This window comes from Hugenholtzia roseola DSM 9546 (assembly GCF_000422585.1).
In the GTDB taxonomy this organism is placed as follows: Bacteria; Bacteroidota; Bacteroidia; order Cytophagales; family Bernardetiaceae; genus Hugenholtzia; species Hugenholtzia roseola.
Genome location: NZ_AUGI01000053.1, coordinates 35,214 through 54,088 on the forward strand (window position 1 = coordinate 35,214; position 18,875 = coordinate 54,088).

An 18,875-nucleotide genomic window follows, 5' to 3' on the forward strand; every position below is an offset into this window, starting at 1 on the left:
GACACTTTTTGCTTTGATAACCTTCTCTCGAAAGCCCAGCGGTATTCTCTCTCCCTCAACAGAACAGACGCAGCACACGCCACAAGCCACGTGGCAGTGGCTACAAAAGCCGAAGACCCGCCTTTGGCTCTTAGGGGTAGGCTTTTGTAGTATCCTGATTTGGATTGCTAATTTGATGTGGTTCAAACCCTTCGACATCAACTGGTTTTATGAGCGCGTCTTCATAGAAAAAGGCTTGGACGACCCCGAACTCCTAAGCCGTTTGCACCTTTTAGACGCTTACGGCTTAAAATATCAGAACGACGAGCTGACCAATATCTCCGATTCGAGCTATGAGGAACGCTATCAGAGCCGCATTGCCCGCAATTTCGACCTGCTCAAAAGCTACAAACGCTCCCAACAAAGTGCCGCCCAACTGCTTTCTACCGACATCTTAGATGCTTATTTAGAAAAAGAAATCCTCCGACACGAGTTTTATCGCTACGAACACTTAGTCAATCATATCGATGGCGTTTCGATAGACCTGCCCAATTTTATGATGGAAGTTCATCAAATTCATACCCTCTCTGATGCAGAAGATTATTTGGAACGCCTCTCCAAATTTGGGCAAAAATTTGAACAACTGCATCAAGTTTTAGACAAAAGGCGCAACGACAACCTGCTGCCTCCACGCCACATTTTAGAACGCGTCATCAACGAACTCAAAATCTTTATCAGCACCGATTACCAATATCACCCCCTCTATAAAGACTTCAATCGGAAAGTGGCGGAAAGCCCCCATATCTTGGAAAAAGCGCGTCAGGAATTGAAAATAGAAATCAAGCAAGCCATCGAAGACGAGGTTTTTCCTGCCTACCAAAATCATATCGCCTACTTAGAATCGCTTTTAGAAGATGCGCCCACCGACATTAGCATCACACACATGGGCGAAGAAGCCGAAACAAGCAAGCTATACTATACCTTTGCCTTTTCTGCCCATACGTACTATGCCCCCGAATTTGCCGAAGATGCCCACCTTATCGGACTCAAAGAAGTGAGCCGCCTACAAGGGGAGATGCGTTTTCTACTCGATTCCTTAGGATTTGACGCTCAAACAGGCATCGATACGCTGCTGCGCCAAATTTCGGAACTCCCTGCCTTTTCTTATGCTCACAATGAGATGGGTGAAAAGGCTTGTTTGGCTGACTATCAGACACATAGCAATCACTTACAAGAGGTTCTGCCGCTGCTTTTCCACAAGCCGCCCACCAAAGCCCTATCCGTTTTGCGCCTACAAAAAGCCCTCGAAGGGCAGATGCCCCTGCTTGCCTATCAGCCTGCGGACGAAAAGGGAAAAGCCGTTTTGTATGCAAACCTGCGCAATCTGAATGAATCGCCTACCTTTGCCATGCCTGCTCGCATCTATGCCGAAATTTTGGGCAAGCACCTATTTTTGTTGCAACAAAATCCGCAAGAGGCAGAGTTACGCCCTACTTTTCGCAAACTCCTGCATTTTCCTGCCTTTACCGAAGGCTGGACGCATTATAGCCTGCATTTGCTACAAGAAAAGGGCTATTGGCAAAATCCCTATGCCCGTTTGGGTTGGCTGCAAAAAGAGATTTTTATTGCCGCTCTGCTTGCCACAGATACAGGGGTGCATCTAAAAGGTTGGACACGACAAGAGGCGATAGATTTTTTGGTCAGGCATACGGGTTTTTCTGCTGATGCTATGGCAAATGAAGTCGATAAAATTGCGGTAAAGCCGGGGCAGGCATGTACGGCTAAAATGGGCGAACTTCGCTTTTTAGAATTGCGAAAATTAGCCGAACAGCGTTTGGGCGCAAAATTCAACCTGCGCGATTTTCACCACTTGCTACTCAAAGATGGCGAAATGCCGCTTTCTATTCTACAAAAACAGGTAGAAAAGTACATTGCCACAACCTTAGAAAAAGAAGAATAACGCGCCTACGGTTCGAAAATAGGTAGGGGATAAGGTACAAACTTGCTCACATCTTGTCCGAAGCGATACAAGTCGCGCACGATAGAGGAGCTAATAAAGGTATATTGGGGCGAAGTAATGAGAAAGACCGTTTCTATTTCGGCATTGACGTGCTTATTGGCTTGTGAAATAGGCGTTTCATACTCGAAATCGGTTGTGTTGCGAATCCCGCGCAAGATAAATCGCGCTCCCACTTTGGCAGCAAAACTCGCCGTTAGTTCGTAGTAAATTTCTACGGAAACACGCGGCTCGTCGGCAAAGGTAGAGGCGATGGCTTTTTTCATCATCTCGACTTCAAAGAAACGCTTTTTTTGGCTATTGTACCCAATGGCAATGATGACGCGGTCGAAAAGCCCTATGGCGCGGCGGACTACATCTTCATGCCCACGTGTAAAGGGGTCGAAAGAACCGGGAAAGATGGCAATTTTCGAATTTTCCATTTTTTTATTGTTTTATTTTTTTACGATTTTAAAAAAATCTCACTTTGTCAAATCTTACACGAAATAAAATTTGGGTTAAATCCTATTTTGGCTCTGAAAACCCTTTTTTATTTCAATCTCAATACGGACAAGGCGATGCCTTGTCCCTACTTTGCATCTGATTTTTAGAGCCTAACACGCACCCAAATAAGAGAAAAAAGCCTCAAAAACCAAAATGAATAACCGTTTGGGGGCGTAGATATCGTTTTTTCATCTTAAAAAGCAAGGCTTGTGTAGGGACGCTTTCATTGTGTAGGCGGTCTAAGGCAGTCAGGACATACACAAAACTCTCTTTGGGGCGAATTTCTGTGTCTATAAAACTGCGGCTTTTGCCCTCGATACGCGCCAAGACCCTATCCATGCGGTTTAAATCTATTGCCTCTTCTGCCTTGAAGCGGTATAAAAGGAAATAAGCCGTTTTTTCGGTAGCCTGTGCCAAATCTGGTTGTTGCCAAGTCAGAATGGCTCCCTTTTCAGAACCCTGCACACTAAATTGGGTAGGCATAGGGGGGGCGAAGGCATCAAGCCACGTCATGGCAGGCGGCAAGGCAGGAAATTGATAGAGCGTTTGGCGCAAGGAATCGCATAGAGCGGCTGGATTTTGGCGCAGAACTTTTGAATTGTAGAAAGCACTTCCTGCACAGACCTCGCCTTTTGTTTCATAGAGCGAGCGCACCAAGGCAATCTGGCGCGGCATTTCGGCAGCTTCAAACCAAGTGCTATCCTTATCGTTGCCTACTTTATAGACGGCATGACCTGCGTAAATGTGCCTACCAAAGGCATTTTCCGACCACCATTGCAGCGTTGGAAAAAATGGGACTGTTTTATGGCGTGTGCTAAAATAAATTTGGGGGGCGACATAATCGAGCCACCCCTTTTCGAGCCAAAGTCGCACGTCGGCATACAAATCGTCGTAAGCGGTGATTCCTGCCTTTGTGGGACTGCCCTTTGGGTCTTTTTCCTGATTGCGCCAAACGGCACAGGGGCTTACTCCAATTTTCAAATAAGGCTTGTGCTTTTTTATTTTTTTGTGCAATAATTCTATAAAAAGATTGATGTTTTCTCTGCGCCACTGTGCCAATTCTTTTCCTGCCCCATACTGCAAATAGCTACTGCTATCGTTGAGTAGTGCCTCTTTTTTGGGGTAGGGATAAAAATAATCGTCTAAATGAACGCCGTCTATGTCGTATCTTAGCGCAACTTCTACGATAATGTCGGTAACGTATTCGCGCACTTCGGGCAGAGCAGGATTGAAAATAAGCTGTTCGCCATAGTCTAAAAACCATTCAGGGCGCAATAAGGTAAGGTGAGTAGGCGCAAGTTGGCTCTTATTTTTATTAAAGACGGCGCGAAAAGGATTGAACCAAGCATGAAACTCTAAGCCCTTTTCGTGTGTGGCTTCGAGCATAAATTGTAGGGGGTCGTAAAAGGGGTCGGGCATTTGTCCCTGCCTCCCTGTTAGGTATTCCGACCAAGGCTCGCGAAGTGAGTAGTAAAAAGCATCTGCGGCAGGGCGCACCTGCACCATAAGGGCGTTGAAATTATTTTGTTTGTGCGCCTCCAAAATTTGCAGAAACTCTGCCTGCTGCTGTGCCGTTGTTAGATTTTTGGCAGAGGGAAATTCATTGTTATTGATTGTCGCAATCCAAGCCGCTCTCCATTCTCGCTTCGGTTGAAAGGATTGCGCACCAAGCGGCTGTACTATTGATAAAAAGGCACAAAAGCAAAATAAAACGATTTTCATAGTTTGGATAGGAAAAGGTAAAAATTTGAAAATGCCCCCTATAAGTGAGTTTTGCCTACATAAAATCTTGATTTTCAAAAACTTACAAGTAAAACAAAATCCATTTTAGAAGTTGTGAATCAATGCTACCTCATTTTTGATAGCTTTTTGTAGGCAGGGGCAAAGTAGGAAAGCTGGGCAAATATAAGGAATCGCGCAAAATAAAAACACCTTTCTCGCGCTTCAAAAAAGCGACGAAAAAAACTTATTTATTATTACAACTTACTTATCAATAGCCCTGTAAGTTTTGACAACAAAAAAGTAAAAAAAATTGCGCCCTTTGGAAAAAAGGTGTAACTTACAACGGATAGAAGCGTATAAAAACTTTGAAAGTGCGCAAGGGCTTGTGTGTAACGGTGGCGTTTCGGGCGCAATTTTAAAAGAAAAATCCTCAAAAGTAGCCCAAAAATTCGTAACTTCGCAATCGAACAAAAAGAAATACGACAATGGCAAAGTACATCAATCCCTATACTGATTTTGGCTTCAAAAAACTTTTTGGAGAAGAAGCAAATAAAGACCTTTTAATCGATTTTCTGAACCAACTTTTGCCTGCCCATCACCAAATTGCAGACTTAAATTTTCGCAATGTTGAAAATTTGGCTGATTTGTCAGCAGAAAGAAAAGCTATTTTTGATATTCATTGCAAGGCACTTTCGGGTGAAAGATTTATCGTAGAAATGCAAAAGGCGAAGGTAAAATATTTCAAAGATAGAAGTTTATTTTATGTAACTTTTCCAATCCGAGAGCAAGCCCAAACGGGCGAGTGGAATTTCAGGTTAGAACCTATTTATTTCGTAGCAATCCTTGATTTTGAGTATGACGAGGCAGAGGAAAGACGTAAATTTAGGCGTGATGTTGCGTTGAAAGACCAAGATGGAGATTTGTTTTTTGATAAATTGCATTTCAAGTTTTTGCAAATGCCTTTGTTTAACAAAAAAGAAAATGAATTAAAAACTAAGTTTGACAAGTGGTGTTATTTTTTAAAAAATTTAGAAAGTTTTGACCATATTCCTAATATTCTCAACGAGCCAATTTTTCAAAAAGCCTTTGGTACAGCAGAATTAGCAAGTTTTACTGCACAACAACGTGATAATTACGAACAAAGTCTTATTCAATACCGAGATTTAAAAAGTGCTTTGGAAACAGCAGTTGAGGAAAGGGAAGTAGAAATTGCGAAACGAATGATTTTAGCAGGCTCTGATAATGACTTTATAAACCAAATGACTGATTTACCATTTGGGTATATCGAAAAGTTGCGTGCTGAATTGAAAAAATAAAACTGATGACAACATTATGTTTGCGAACTGAAAGTCGGCAAAGCCAAAAGGCGGGCTAATGTGCGTGTTTAGGCTTTTGTACTTTCTATAAACTTTTGTACAGGGCAAGGAAAGTGCTATTTAATTTTACTTTATTAAATATATTTAGATATGCAGCAGGCATAGGACAACCCAACATAACCCAAAAATAGACCTCTATGAATAGATTTTTTTTAATAGTTATACTTTTTTCACTTTTTACTATCAAATGTAATAGACAGATAAAATCTAATCTTAAAATTGAAAAGATTTTTCTTGATAAATCTGACACAACAAAAAACTGTTATACAATCATATACCCACCGAAACAACCTTGGGGAGGCTACTTGTTCCTTATCCCGGGTTTTGGAGAAACGGCAGAAAATGTTTTGCAACAGACTGACTTGCCAAAAAGATTAGCTCAGAATGGAATATTGACGGTTATCCCGACTTTTCAAGACGGGATATTTTCCTTTAGTGTAGACAGTTTGAGTCAGCAAAGTTTGGACAGAATTTTAAATGATGTAATTACTAAATATAAATTTGCTGACCAAAAGTTTTATGTAGGTGGATTTTCAATTGGTGGAAGTTGTGCGATTAAATATGCCGAAAACTCGACTGTAAAACCAGCAGCTGTTTTTGCTATTGACCCACCACTTGACTTTGAAAGATTTTATAACTCTGCCAAAAGAAATATTAGACTTTCAAAAGTTAGTGAAGTCAATCAGGAAAATATTTATATGATAGACAGACTTGAAAAAGAAACAGGTGGAAGTCCACAAACAAACATTACAGAATATTACAATCTTTCTCCTTACTCATTTTCAGATACAACTCAAACAGCAGTAAAAAAACTAATCAATATTCCTTTGAGAATATACACTGAACCTGACATTAATTGGTGGCTAAATGAACGTGGTGCCGATTTTACAAACATAAATGCAACAGAATGTTCCTCGATGATTAACGAATTAAATAGACTTGGAAATAAAAATGCAGAACTAATAACGACGCAAAACAAAGGTTATAGAAAACCTGACAACAAAAGGCATCCACATTCTTGGAGTATTGTGGACAATGACGAACTAATAAAGTGGCTACTAAAATAGGAGTGACACCAGCAGGTCTTAGTATTTACTCAAAAATGGGGTTTTAGTTGTTAAATAAAACAAAACTAAATATAGTACATGAATCAATTACAAACACTATTAACTTTTGTTTTTATTACAAGTTATTTTATTTTACTAAAATTTAATTACAAAATTAAAAAAATTATTACAAAGATTAAAACTAAGATTCTCATCAACTTTTCTTCCTTTCATTTCGCAAGTCTTCTATTTGGTCAATAGTTAAACCTGTTAGTCGTGCTATTATTTGATTTTCAAAACCTTCTGAAATAGCATTTTTAACAATTTCAATTTTCTCATCTTTCCGTACTTTTTCCTTCGCCTCTGCTACTTTCTTCTCCATTAGTTCCTCCTGTTGAATTTTCAAAGAAAGTGCCTCACTTGCTTTTACGTGCAAGTAGTCCAAATAGCGATTGTAGCCATAAGTTTGCTCTTGATTCAGACGCATGACATCTAAAACCTCCTTTGCTTCTGCCAAACCTTTTGCCTTAAAACTATCTTTTACTTCACTATTTTTCAAAAAATAAACCCACTCGTCCAAAGTATCTTTGGCGACATCATTAAATTGATTCACTTTGATAATATAATATTCGGGAAAAATATCCGATATATTTTGTTTGGTAAAGGTTTCTTTTTGTTTGTTTGAAAGTTGCAAAAGGTCGTGTTCATGCAAGCCTTGAAAATTAGTTGTCCCTTTATAGACATAATCTTTACCTTGTCCTAAATCAAAATAAACGATATTCACAGAAATTACTTTTTTAATTTCAGAGTAAGACTGCCCCAAACTTAAATTTTCCGTCAAAGCCTTAGATGCCCCATACGCCATGCGATGGAAATAATCAATCTCATACGTATTTTGAATTTCTACGATAACAAGCTCATTTTTAGCGTTTTGCACCAAAATATCTACGCGATTGTACTTGTCTTGCTCGGTTTCCTGATTGCCTTCGCTTTCCAAAATCTTTTCAATTTTGATGTCCTCAAAAAGAAGTTCAGATAAAAAACCTTCTAAGACAACAAAGTTAGCTTTATTGCGAAGGAGTTTTTTAACTGCCCAGTCGAAGCGAATTAGTCTTTTGCTCATAGTTTTGTGGTTAAAAAATTCTTTTTGCAAAGATAAGAATACTGCTGTGCTATTGCAACGCCAATACGTAAGAGAAACCAACCCTGCTAATATTTAAAATATTTGCAGGGTTTTCGCTTTAAAATTTAAAATGCAATTCCCATCGAAAGTCCTATACGCGGAAAGGGGAGAATACGCGGAATACTTGTATCCACTTGCTCGCGCCTGCCGTCGGAATAGGTAATCTCTACTTGGTGGAGAGAATTATAGAAAGCCCCAATGCCTAAGAAAGCATCAAAGGCTAATCTGTTGATAATGAGCTGATAACCTACGGAAAGATTGCCTCCTATGGCGGTAAAGTTGCGGTTTCCAGTGCCTTCTGTACCAAGTGAAAAAGGGTCGGGGTCGGTTACTTCAAAGCGGGCTTGCGTAAAGCCTAAGTTAAGGGCAGGCGCAAAATAGAGTCCCTCCAACGGCGTTTCTTCTATTAAATAAGACCGCCACTCTGCCTGAAAACCTACATTGCGAAAATACAAATCGCCTTCAAATTCATTCGCCTCGATAGTTCCACTGATGAGATTAAGGCGTAGGCTGCTTAATTCTATTGATAAGCCCCAATCCCAATACGCCGCTTGCAACTGCAAACTTTTGTGATTTTTGAGCCTTAATTCGCCACTGATGCTGTATTTTCTGATAAGCGGTTGAAAAGGCTGCGTTTTGAGTACGAAAAAACGGCGCGAAGCTCGCGAAGGAGTAGCCACACTGTCGCGTTCCTGTGCCTGCAAGTCATTTTCCCATAAAGAAAATAACACAAAGAGAAGAAACACAAAGCGACTATTACAAACTTTTTTGTGAATATTCATTTTCGTTTGAAAGTATTTGATTTTTTGTAAAATATAAAACTTAAAACTTTTCATTTTTTACTTGTCAGGATACAAAAGATACTTCTGGCGCATCACCCGATACTGCGCCAAATCTTTTTCCCAAGTTTGCTCTATTTCTGCTATCGTCTTGCCTTCCCGAATTTGGGCTTCTAAGATTTTATTGCCTACCAATTTGCTAAAAAAATCGCTTTTAAAAAAGTTAGGACGCTCATTTTCAGGCGTTTGCAAATAAGCCCCGTAAAGATAGCGCAAACTGAATTTTGTTTGTTCGAAGGGCAGGTGTCGCAAATCCACGCCACTGCATGGCTGCCCTTCATAGAGAGGGGCAAGTCCCATTTGGGCATTTTTTTTGGGCGTAAAACGGATAAAACGTGCTTGGGGAAACTGCTTTTGTAAAAGCGTATCCGAATTATTTAGAAAATCGGGCTTGCCAAAGACCTGAAAGGCAAAATCCGTACCCCTGCCCACACTAAACGCTGTTCCTTCAAAAAGGCAGAGAGAAGGATAAAGATAAATAGCCTGCTGACTTGCCAAATTAGGCGAAGGCGCAATCGGTAGCTCGTAAGGAGTCTGGTGTGTGTAGTTTTCTACGGTTATGATGTGTAAATCTAATTTTTTTTGCAAAGAATCTGGCACTTTTAGCCACTTTTCACCCACTATCATACGCGCCAGTTCGCCCACAGTAAGCCCATGCACAATGGGAATTGGGTGCATGCTTACAAAACTGCTCACCTGCGTTGTGTCTAATACTGCCCCTGCTATGTAGCCACCATTTGGGTTAGGGCGGTCTAAAATGAGAAGGGAAACGCCCATCTCGGCGGCAGTTTCCATCGCATAGTGCAAAGTGCTAATGTAGGTATAAAAACGCACACCCACATCTTGAATATCGAAAAGGAGTACCTCTATCCCTTCAAAATCTTGGCGTGATGGTTTTTTATTTTTACCATAAAGAGAAATAATAGGCAACCCCGTTTGGCTATCCCTGCCACTTTCTACTTTTTCGCCTGCTTCGGCTTTGCCTCGAAAACCATGTTCGGGTGCAAAAATTTTGACTACTTCTATTTTATTTTTTAATAAAAAGTCTAATAAGTGCAATTTTTTACCTTGTTCTATCTCTACTTGCGAACTATGATTGACTAAAAGCCCTACTTTTTTATCTGCTAATAAGGGCAGGTAGCGTTCGGGCTGGTCTGCCCCCACAAGTGGTTGTAACGTTTCAGATAAGCCCTCCATCTTTTGTGTTTGGGCTTGGCAGGCAGCCAAAAAAGCGGCAAAAAGAAAGGTTAGAATCAGAACAAAAAGCGTACAAATGCGCATAGAAAGAGAAATCAAAACAAGTAGATGGGAAAAGAAAGTAAGGACAAGGCAATGCCTTGTCCGAAGTTAGATTGAAATGAAAAAGAACCAAAAGAATAAAAATCAAAGGGCAATACAAAAACTACTCTGCCGTATCTTCTTCCTGCCCCAAGCCCTCGCTCTGTCTGCCTTGAATATTGCCCAAAAAGCGCGGCAATTCTATGCCAACCTGCTGGGCAAGCTCATGCATAGGCGGCAGGGTATTGATAAGATTGCGGACAAAATTAGAAGTTGCGCCCCCATTTGCACCCGAAGCCCCATTTTCCCAAACCGTAATTTTATCGATTTTGAGATTGGCAATCGCTTCGGTTTGCTTTTCTACCAACATCTCTAATTTTTCAATAAGCAAGAGCGTAGCGGCTGCGCTGGTATCGCCTTCGCACGAAGCTAAGATGTCTTGATAACCTTTTGCCTTTGCCTCTAAAAGTTTTTTCAGACCCTCTGCCTCTGCCTGATATTTGAGCAAGGTAGCGTCGGCTTCCCCTTTGGCAATGCGGCGGACGCGCTCGGCTTCGGCTTCGGCTTCAATTTCCTGCTTGCGCTTCTGAATTTCTTTCTTGACAATTTCGTCTTTTTCCAAACGCGCAAGCTCGGTGGCTTTTTCCGCTTCTAAGATTTCTTTGTTTGCCACAGCGTTGGCAATATCGCTCCTGCGCTTGGCTTCGGCGGATTTTTCGGCAAGAGTGGCATTTGAATCCACGACATTCGCCTTGGCTAAGTTTTCACCATTTACGGCATCGGCTTCTAATTTGGCAACCTCAATCCTGCGTGTAGAATCAGCCTCTTTTTTACCTTTCTGCCCTTTGGCTTCTTCGGCGGCAATAGAAACCTCTTTTTCTTGCACCGCTTTGGTTTCGGCAATGGCTGCCTTTGCCTCTAATTCTGCCACGCGGATACGGCGTTGGGCTTCGGCTTCTTTGCGCCCTTCGTCGGTAGCGGCTACTTCTAAGGCAACCTGCACCTCTCGCTCTCTAACGGCTTTTGTTTCACCGATTGCACCACTGCGCTCCTGCTCGGCAACCTGAATACGGGCGATATTGATGGCTTCGGCGGCAGCCTTTTTACCAATCGCCTCGATGTAGCCCGATTCATCTGTGATGTCTTTGATATTGACGTTGATAAGTTCTAAGCCAATTTTATTGAGTTCGCTCGCCACGTGCTTATTGATAAGGGAAAGAAACTGCTCACGGTCTTGATTGATTTCCTCAATGGTGAGGGTAGCGATAACCAGACGCAGCTGCCCAATGATAATATCTAAGGCTTGGTTTCGAATTTCAGCCTCATCAAGACTTAAAAGCCTTTCTGCGGCGTTGAGCATAATTTCTTCGCGCGTAGAAATAGCAACGGTAAAAGTGCTGGGCGTATTGATGCGAATGTTTTGTTTGGAAAGGGCATTGCGCAAATCTATCTCGATGGGAATCGGATTGAGATTAAGAAACTGCCAATCTTGAATAATGGGCAAAACGAAAGAGCCACCCCCATGCACACACTTGGCACTCTTGCCTTTACCTACATTTCCATAAATGACCAAGATTTTATTAGAGGGGCAGCGTTTGTAGCGCGAAAGCAAAAATGCAGCCACCAAAAAAAGTATCACGACACTGATACCACCTAAACTTAATAAAAATTCCATAAGCAGAGAATTGAGTTAAAAGATAAAATATATTAAAATTTGAAAAAAGGTTCTGTTTTTAGTCGTGAAGCTCAAAACGCCCTACTAAGAGTTTGCCATTTTCTACTTCATAAACCATGACTTTTTCGCCTGTGGGAATAAGTAAGCCTTCCGATTTGGCATCTAAGGTCTGCAACTTGCCCTGCACCACAATTTGCACCTGCCCTTCGCCCTCTTGGGGAATGGTCAGATAGACTTCGCCTACTTTTCCGATAGCATTGCGCAAGTCTAAATTGCCTGATTGCTCCAATTTTTTGAGCTTTTGGTGCGTCAAAATCGCGACGACAAAGCCCACTAAACCTGCACTTATCGCAATTCCTACAATCGCCATATCGCCAAAATCGGTAAAATGATAGCCCAATACGCCCGCCCAGCCTGCAATGGCAAATAAGGTAGCAAAGGCAGAAAGGGAAATGTCGCCAAAATCAGAATCGCCAAAATCGAGGTCAAACTCATGGTCTAATTCTACGCCTACTAAGCTAAGAAGCAGCCTTAGTACGATAAAGCCCGTTGAAAGGACGGCAATCCACCAGTAGAGATTTTCTATCTCACTGCCTGCCTGCCAAAAAAGAAGGGCTGCGCCTACAAAGCCGTCTGAAACAAAAACGGCTGCGAGGTCTGACAAGAAAAGAGAAGAAGGGAGCATATTAGAAGGGGTTTAGAATTAGTAGGCACTATCTACGCGGTCAAGATAATCTTTTTTTCTTTCTTTCCCAAAAAAAAGTCGCCTTTTTAAATAAATTTAAGTTTATGCTTGCAACCTGCCAATAGGCTCAAACTTATCAAAAACATAAGGCGTATGTGGCGCATCTGCCATTTCTGCCGTTAGGTCTTGTCCTGCCCAATGGACGTAGTGCCTGCCTTTATGCCAAAGGCGCGAATGGCTAAGGTCATAAATAAACCCTTGATAGGCGCACCAAATTTCGGGGCGGTCTTGTCCGTTGCGCAAGGCGAGCTGCTGGCGCGTATATAGGGGTAGGTTTTCTAAATTCATAGGTGAGATTTTATATTTTTACAAAAAAAAACCTATAAAGGCGAACTTTATAGGTTTTGTGTAGCATCTGCCCTCAACTTTTAGAAATAAAAGCCCAAGTCTATGCCCAAATAATTAAGGAAGGCGCGTCCCTGATTGGCGTTCTTTGTAGTTAGGCGCGTCAAGCCATAGTGATAGCTAACCCCTACATCTATTGTACCGATGTCTTGTAAGTCGTATTCTATGCCAAGCCCTGCCACAAAGTCAGGCGTAAAGACGTTGTAACCCTCCATTTTCTTGGTAGTTTGCTCGTTGCTTCCATTGAAAAGTGAAGTGGTTTTGGCAGCAATATTAAAGCCCAAGGCAGCCCCAAAAAGTCCTCTGATACGCAAGCCTTCGGCGATATCGCCTGAACGCATTTTAAGCTGTAAGGGGATTTCGAGGGTTGTGAAAGCCACAGTTTGCTCCAAATTGACACGAACGGGAACGGAATCTGAACTCATTGTTTCCATACCCACTTTATACCCTCTGCTTACGATATTAAGCCCTGTATAAAGTCCTGCCTTTTCCGAAAAGTTATAATCGAGCATCAATCCTCCTGAAAAACCGATTCGGCTTTTTTTGTCTACATTATCCAGCACATTTTTATCCTCGTCGGTTAGGCGCACCATCGAGATAATGGGGTTTATTTTCAGCCCTAAACGCAAAGGCGAATCTTGGGCGGTTGCTTTTTGGGTAGGCATCAAAAGCCACGTCGCGGCGATAAAACACGCCAGCATTGCTTTTAAAAATAGCACAGAGCTAATTTTTTTCATAATCTGTATTGTAGAAATAAGGGAATGTTTAGAAAGTAACGCAAATCGCCTCACGTTAGAAATTGAGGACTTCTTTTTTGCACCAAATTTTGCTATCAAAAATTAGGCTAATTTGAAGGCGAGCGGTTCTTTTTTGAAAAAGAAAAAAAAGTCAAAACCTTACACTTGTGATAAGAGTTTCAAAGACAATCAAATACGTAGATTTGGCTTTTGGCGTTCTTTTAGCGATTTTTCGGAAAAAAATCTTTTTTTAGACTACTTAAAATTAGGACAAGGTTTTGCGCCTGCTTGTTTTTTTTCTAACTTGCTCTCTCAAATATCCAAAAAGTTTGGTTTTCCCTTTTTCCAAACAAAAAACGAGCTTCTTACTACTTGCCACCTCAAAATTTTATGTTGAAAAAGTATAACTTGACAAAATTTATCCTCAAAAGACAAACGCTGCTTGTCGTGCTATTGGCACTTTGTACGGCAGTCGGGCTTCCTACCGCATCTTTGCAGGCGCAATGCGCCCAAACAACGGAAGGCACAGACTTTTGGCTTGGTTTTATGCGCCACAACGAAGGCGACGTAATCGATATGCGCGTCGTGATAGCCTCCTCTACGGCTACTTCGGGTAGTGTCTTTATAGATGGCGGCACCACACTTTTACAAAATTTTACCGTAGCGGCAAATAGCTCTACTACCATTGTCATTCCTGCCGCCGCCGAAATTCAAGGCTCGGAAGTAGCTGAAAATAAAGCGATTAGAATTACAAGCCTGAGTCCTGTCAATGTTTATGCCATCAATAAAAAGACCTTTTCCACAGATGCGACCCTTATTTTTCCAAAGCCTACTTTGGGTACGCTGCATTACGCACTGATGTATCGCCCTCCACAAGGCGGAGCGCAATACAGAAGTCAATTTTTGATTGTAGCCACAGAAAACAATACACAAGTAACGATTACGCCAAAAGCGGCGACTTTGGGCGGCGTAGCTGCCAATGGCACGATTAACGTTACTTTACAAGAAGGACAAACCTATCAGGTGCGCTCGAATGTAGGCAATAACAACACAGGCGACCTAACAGGTAGTAAAATCGTTTCCAATAAGCCCGTTGCCGTCTTTTCGGGCAATCAAAGGGCGCGGATTCCTGCGGGAATTTGCTGTTACGACCACCTTTTTGAGCAATCGCCACCTACCAATACTTGGGGTAGAGATTTTATCAGCATACCACTTTTGCAGCGTTCTTATGATGTCTTTCGCGTTTTGGCGCGTGAAAATGGCACGATTGTAACGCGCAATGGCGTGGCACAGCCTGTTTTAAACGAAGGCGATTTTTTTGAATTTGACACACAAGCAAGCAATACGCCACAGGTTATCAGCAGCAATAAGCCTGTCTTGGTAGCCCATTTTAGCACCTCGCGCGATACAGACGGCTTGACAAACGCCGACCCTTTTATGATTTATTTGAGTCCGAACAAGCAAACGGTACAAAATATCAATTTCGAAGCCTTCAACTTAGCCGAAATCTATCTGAACGTACTGACGCGCACCAGCAACGCCGCCAACGTGCAGCTCGATGGCGCAGGACTTACTTTTACCCCCATTGCAGGCACGCAATATTCCTTTGCACGCACACCACTTGTACCGGGTACGCGCAATATCACCGATGGCGCAGGCACAGATGGGCTAATTGCCTATGTCTATGGCTTTGATGCCGCCGACTCTTACGGTTATATGCCCGGTTTGAGCCTGCAAACGGTCTTAGATGTAGGGCAGGATACCACTTTCTGCACCGTCGGAAATTCCGTTCCCTTAGATGCAGGGGACGATTTTACAAATATTCAATGGCGTAGGCTGCCCAGCAATACAGTTTTAGCCACAACCCAACTCTACACGCCTACCCAATCAGGGCAGTATGAAGTGCGAGGAACGGATAATTTCGGCTGCTTGCGCATCGATACCATAGAGGTAGTTTTCAATACGCCTCCCATTGCCGACATCAAATACAATGGACAATCCGAAGATGCCCTTGTCTTCTGCCAAGGCACGCCCAATCAGATTTTAGACGGCTTCGATGCCACTAACCCCGCAGGCGTTACCTATCAGTGGCGCGATTTGAGCAACAATACCATTGTAGGCACAAATGCGACCCTAAGCGTAGGCGGCTTTACGGGTACAAAAAATTTCGAGCTTACCGTCTTTACTACCGCCCTACACTGTCAAGGCGTGGCAGGTGCAAATGGCGTAGATGTCATTAGCGTAACCTTCAATCCGCCCCCGATTGCGAGCATTACCCACAATGGCGGAGCTGCCAGCACCAATTTTACCTTCTGTGATGCCGATGGCGCACAAACGCTCTCTGCCGCAAACCCTGCCAATACGGGGAATTTGCTCTACGAATGGTTTTTGGGTACAAATACCAACGTTGCCCCCATTGCCACAGGGACAAGTTTGATAGTAGATAATTTTTCCACTACTCGAAATTATACGCTCAAAATTAGCAACTTAGACACCGACCAACCCTGTGAGGTAACGCAAGCCTTTGCCGTAACCTTCAAACCCATTCCCGAAACAGAAATCTCTTTGGCAGGCAGCGTCGTTTCGGGGCAAACCCTGAACTTTTGCGACACCGAAGGCGAAAAAATATTAGATGGCACAAACCCTGCTTTGCCAAATGGTATTATTTATGAATGGTTTATTGGTACAAATACAACTGCTATCGCTAATACGCCTACCCTTGCAGCCAACCTCTTTTCGAGTAGCACCACTTACCGTTTGCGCGTGCGCGACCCTATTTCAAACCTCTGTTTTACCGAAAAAGAAGTTACAATCGTTTTCTATCCCACAGCCAACGTAGGCAATAGCCAACTGACTTTCTGCGATTCCGAAGGAGCGCAAGTGATTGCAGGTAGCAACGTCGATAATGGCAATAGCATTACCTACGTTTGGCGCGACATCACCGACCCGCTCAATCCGATTGTGGTAGGAAACAATAGGCTACTAACAGTGGCGAATTTCTCTGCCACAACGGTCTATCAGGTAGAAATCATAGACCCTAACTTAGCCAATCCCTGCCCTAAATTTGACGAAGTAACCGTTACTTTTAATACCAATCCTACCCCCGAAATCCGCTATGCAGGCAGCCCTGCTACCCAAGTTTCGGTCTGTGCAGGCGCAAGCGATTTAGACTTAGACGCAACTACGGCAGGAAATTATAGCTACCAATGGGCGATTGTAGATGCCAACAACAACACTTTGAGTAGTTTGGGTACAAATCCAACTATTGCCATTACAGGCTTTACGGCTGCTACCCAAAATCGAAGGTATCGCCTAACCCTAACAGACAACAACACAGGCTGTCAGGCACAAACCATTACAGAGGTAACGCTTGCGCCAGAACTAACCGCCTCATTTTCAAGCAATCGCACGCGAATTTGCGAAAATGAAACCGCCCAAGTGAGCTTCAATATTACAGGGAATTTCCCCGTAGAAATCGCCTATGAATATACCGACCCACAAGGAAATACAACGCTTGTAACCGAAAGTATCGGCACAGCCACAACGCCAAGCCCTTTCAACTATACCTTTGCCTCCGACGGCGGAACATATACGTTGGTTAGCTTACAAGATGCCGTTTGTCAGAACCTTAGCCCTGCTCCCAGTTCGGTGCAAATCGAGGTAGTGCCTGTGCCTACCCCTACCCTAACCGCCACTGCAACAGAAATCTGCCAGGGTGAAAGCATTACCTTCACCGCTGCGGGTGCAGATAGCTTCCAATTTTATATCAATGGCTTACCCATGAGCAGCACCTCGCCCACTACTTGGGTAGCTCCTGCCTCTATCCTAAACAATGGCGACAAAGTTTGGGCAATCGGTACGACCGAAGGTTGTAGCGGACAAAGCAACGAAATCGTCCTCACTGTCAATCCGAATCCTACGGTTGATATTGGCGTTGATAGGTTTAAATGTGTAGGCGATACGGCAATTATCGTTGCGACGATGCCCGAACCTACCAATTTTATCTATGATTGGCGCAAATATGATTTTGATAATGACATTTGGGCGCAGGTAGGAAATGGCAATGATACCCTTTTTGCCTTAGACACAGGCTGGTATAAAGTTCGTTTGCAGAATGTTACAACAGGTTGCGAAGGCTTTTCTAATGCCGTCTTTATTTACGATTACGACACCTTGAAGGTAGATTTAGGACAAGACCGTCGCGTTTGCGACCCTTCGGATTTGCCCTTCCGCTTAGTGGCTGCCGACCTTTCACACCCCAATAGTGTAGTCTATGAATGGTATGAGACAGGCGATAATACCATTTTGGGTACAGATTCTACCTATGATGTGCCGCAAGAAGGTTTCTATTCCGTCATTGTCAAAGACCTTTTGCGCGGCTGTGAAGTGCGCGATACGGTCAGAATCCAACTCAAACCCGACCCTGATTTTGAACTTTTGGAGGAGCAAAATCAAGATTGTGCCGATGAAAAAAGGCTTTATATCGAGGCGACCAACATCGAAAATATGCTCGTTTCTTGGACTTTTTCAGGAATCGGAACAGGTATTGTTTCTGTATCAAACGATAATTTAAGCGCGATTGTCAATCAAGCTGGCACTTATACCGTTACGGTAAGCGATACAACTTTTGGCGTAATTTGTACTTTATCAAAAAGTATAGATGTTAATATTCGCCCTCGCCTCGATGTCGCTGGCGCAACCCTGCCCGACGACGAAATTGTCGCCTGCCAAACTGATACGCTTCGTTTTGATGCCTTCAATTTCACCCATGAGCCTGATTATGAGTACGTTTGGCGCAATTTAGCCACTGGCGAAGTCATTTCTGATGATGCCCATGTTGAAATTGTTTTTGAAGATAGCTACACGCCTACGCGCTTCGAAATTCAGGTTACTGATGCCGCAGGTTGTCAGGTGCGCGATACGATTACCGTCCGTTTCGAGCGGCAGTCGCAAGTGGAAATTTTGGAAACTTACGCCCAAGCTGCTTGTGCAGGCGAAACCATCAACCTAACGGCACAGGGCGCGGACAATTACACTTGGACGGCTTCTTACGGCACAATTTCGGGGACAGGCGCAAATGCAACTTTCTCTTCTGATAGTGCAGGAATATTTCAAATTATTGTCAAAGGCGGATTCCCAACAGGTTGCCCTGAAAGCAGCGATACCGTTTCGGTCAGAATTTTAAACAATCCTACCTTGAATTTGCCTACTGAAATTGTACTTTGCGAGTCGGATAGTATTACTTTATCTGCCTTTTTGCCTACCCATCAGCCCCGTTATCAATACGAGTGGCGTGATGCAGCAGGAAATTTGTTGTCAGATAGCGTTGTTTATACCTTCTCTTTTGATAAATTAGCCGAACCAACTTATGAACCACAGAGCTATCAAGTGCGCGTCTTTGACGAGGTCTTGGGAGCTACTTGTGAGGCAATTTCGGAAATAACAGTGCG

13 protein-coding genes are annotated in these 18,875 nt (G+C 42.9%); 4 read left to right on the forward strand and 9 right to left on the reverse strand.

All coding sequences use genetic code 11. The features are described 5' to 3' along the window. Positions 1 to 13 precede the first annotated feature (13 nt). Positions 14 to 1,939: a DUF885 domain-containing protein gene (locus G500_RS0106295; protein WP_027001962.1), complete on the forward strand. Its 1,926-nt coding sequence runs from the start codon at positions 14 to 16 to the stop codon at positions 1,937 to 1,939. A 5-nt stretch (positions 1,940 to 1,944) separates the two neighbouring features. Here the strand turns inward: G500_RS0106295 and coaD are convergent, their stop codons facing one another. Both coaD and G500_RS22545 read right to left on the reverse strand, forming a co-directional pair. Beyond that, on the reverse strand, positions 1,945 to 2,418 hold the full coding sequence (gene coaD, locus G500_RS0106300) for a pantetheine-phosphate adenylyltransferase (protein ID WP_027001963.1): 474 nt from the start codon (positions 2,416 to 2,418) through the stop codon (positions 1,945 to 1,947). Between the two features lie 202 nt (positions 2,419 to 2,620). Then, complete coding sequence (locus tag G500_RS22545; RefSeq protein ID WP_154657047.1) at positions 2,621 to 4,201, reverse strand: glycoside hydrolase family 10-like protein; 1,581 nt, start codon at positions 4,199 to 4,201, stop codon at positions 2,621 to 2,623. Between the two features lie 485 nt (positions 4,202 to 4,686). Here G500_RS22545 and G500_RS0106320 point away from each other — a divergent pair, with 485 nt between their 5' ends. Beyond that, positions 4,687 to 5,517, forward strand: coding sequence for an Rpn family recombination-promoting nuclease/putative transposase (locus tag G500_RS0106320; RefSeq protein WP_027001965.1), 831 nt, complete (start codon positions 4,687 to 4,689; stop codon positions 5,515 to 5,517). Between the two features lie 197 nt (positions 5,518 to 5,714). Beyond that, positions 5,715 to 6,644: an alpha/beta hydrolase family protein gene (locus G500_RS0106325; RefSeq protein ID WP_211220141.1), complete on the forward strand. Its 930-nt coding sequence runs from the start codon at positions 5,715 to 5,717 to the stop codon at positions 6,642 to 6,644. Between the two features lie 193 nt (positions 6,645 to 6,837). Here G500_RS0106325 and G500_RS0106330 read toward each other — a convergent pair whose 3' ends face one another. From G500_RS0106330 to G500_RS0106360, 7 genes are all read right to left on the reverse strand, one after another. Further along, complete coding sequence (locus tag G500_RS0106330) at positions 6,838 to 7,746, reverse strand: Rpn family recombination-promoting nuclease/putative transposase (protein WP_027001967.1); 909 nt, start codon at positions 7,744 to 7,746, stop codon at positions 6,838 to 6,840. Positions 7,747 to 7,871: 125 nt separating this feature from the next. Further along, positions 7,872 to 8,588, reverse strand: a complete 717-nt coding sequence (locus G500_RS0106335; RefSeq protein ID WP_161626090.1) for a DUF3575 domain-containing protein — start codon at positions 8,586 to 8,588, stop codon at positions 7,872 to 7,874. 57 nt (positions 8,589 to 8,645) lie between these two features. Next, positions 8,646 to 9,941: an exo-beta-N-acetylmuramidase NamZ family protein gene (locus G500_RS22550; RefSeq protein WP_245574467.1), complete on the reverse strand. Its 1,296-nt coding sequence runs from the start codon at positions 9,939 to 9,941 to the stop codon at positions 8,646 to 8,648. A 106-nt stretch (positions 9,942 to 10,047) separates the two neighbouring features. Further along, complete coding sequence (locus tag G500_RS0106345) at positions 10,048 to 11,598, reverse strand: flotillin family protein (protein ID WP_027001969.1); 1,551 nt, start codon at positions 11,596 to 11,598, stop codon at positions 10,048 to 10,050. 58 nt (positions 11,599 to 11,656) lie between these two features. Next, complete coding sequence (locus G500_RS24850) at positions 11,657 to 12,283, reverse strand: NfeD family protein (RefSeq protein WP_051203331.1); 627 nt, start codon at positions 12,281 to 12,283, stop codon at positions 11,657 to 11,659. Between the two features lie 102 nt (positions 12,284 to 12,385). Further along, positions 12,386 to 12,631 (reverse strand): cytochrome b5 domain-containing protein, encoded by a 246-nt coding sequence (locus G500_RS0106355; RefSeq protein WP_027001970.1) that lies wholly within the window; start codon positions 12,629 to 12,631, stop codon positions 12,386 to 12,388. A gap of 80 nt (positions 12,632 to 12,711) precedes the next feature. After that, positions 12,712 to 13,425: a porin family protein gene (locus tag G500_RS0106360; RefSeq protein ID WP_027001971.1), complete on the reverse strand. Its 714-nt coding sequence runs from the start codon at positions 13,423 to 13,425 to the stop codon at positions 12,712 to 12,714. Positions 13,426 to 13,815: 390 nt separating this feature from the next. On the opposite strand from G500_RS0106360, the gene G500_RS0106370 reads away from it, so the two are divergent. After that, a partial coding sequence (locus G500_RS0106370) for an IgGFc-binding protein (protein ID WP_027001973.1) occupies positions 13,816 to 18,875 on the forward strand: 5,060 nt, incomplete at its 3' end.

Excerpts from the sequence above, each read along its gene's own strand:
- G500_RS0106345 (WP_027001969.1), bottom strand. The coding sequence starts at position 11,598 with ATGGAATTTTTATTAAGTTTAGGTGGTATCAGTGTCGTGATACTTTTT.
- G500_RS24850 (WP_051203331.1), bottom strand. The coding sequence starts at position 12,283 with ATGCTCCCTTCTTCTCTTTTCTTGTCAGACCTCGCAGCCGTTTTTGTT.
- G500_RS0106325 (WP_211220141.1), top strand. The coding sequence starts at position 5,715 with ATGAATAGATTTTTTTTAATAGTTATACTTTTTTCACTTTTTACTATC.
- coaD (WP_027001963.1), bottom strand. The coding sequence starts at position 2,418 with ATGGAAAATTCGAAAATTGCCATCTTTCCCGGTTCTTTCGACCCCTTT.
- G500_RS0106360 (WP_027001971.1), bottom strand. The coding sequence starts at position 13,425 with ATGAAAAAAATTAGCTCTGTGCTATTTTTAAAAGCAATGCTGGCGTGT.
- G500_RS0106335 (WP_161626090.1), bottom strand. The coding sequence starts at position 8,588 with ATGAATATTCACAAAAAAGTTTGTAATAGTCGCTTTGTGTTTCTTCTC.
- G500_RS0106355 (WP_027001970.1), bottom strand. The coding sequence starts at position 12,631 with ATGAATTTAGAAAACCTACCCCTATATACGCGCCAGCAGCTCGCCTTG.
- G500_RS0106330 (WP_027001967.1), bottom strand. The coding sequence starts at position 7,746 with ATGAGCAAAAGACTAATTCGCTTCGACTGGGCAGTTAAAAAACTCCTT.
- G500_RS0106320 (WP_027001965.1), top strand. The coding sequence starts at position 4,687 with ATGGCAAAGTACATCAATCCCTATACTGATTTTGGCTTCAAAAAACTT.
- G500_RS22545 (WP_154657047.1), bottom strand. The coding sequence starts at position 4,201 with ATGAAAATCGTTTTATTTTGCTTTTGTGCCTTTTTATCAATAGTACAG.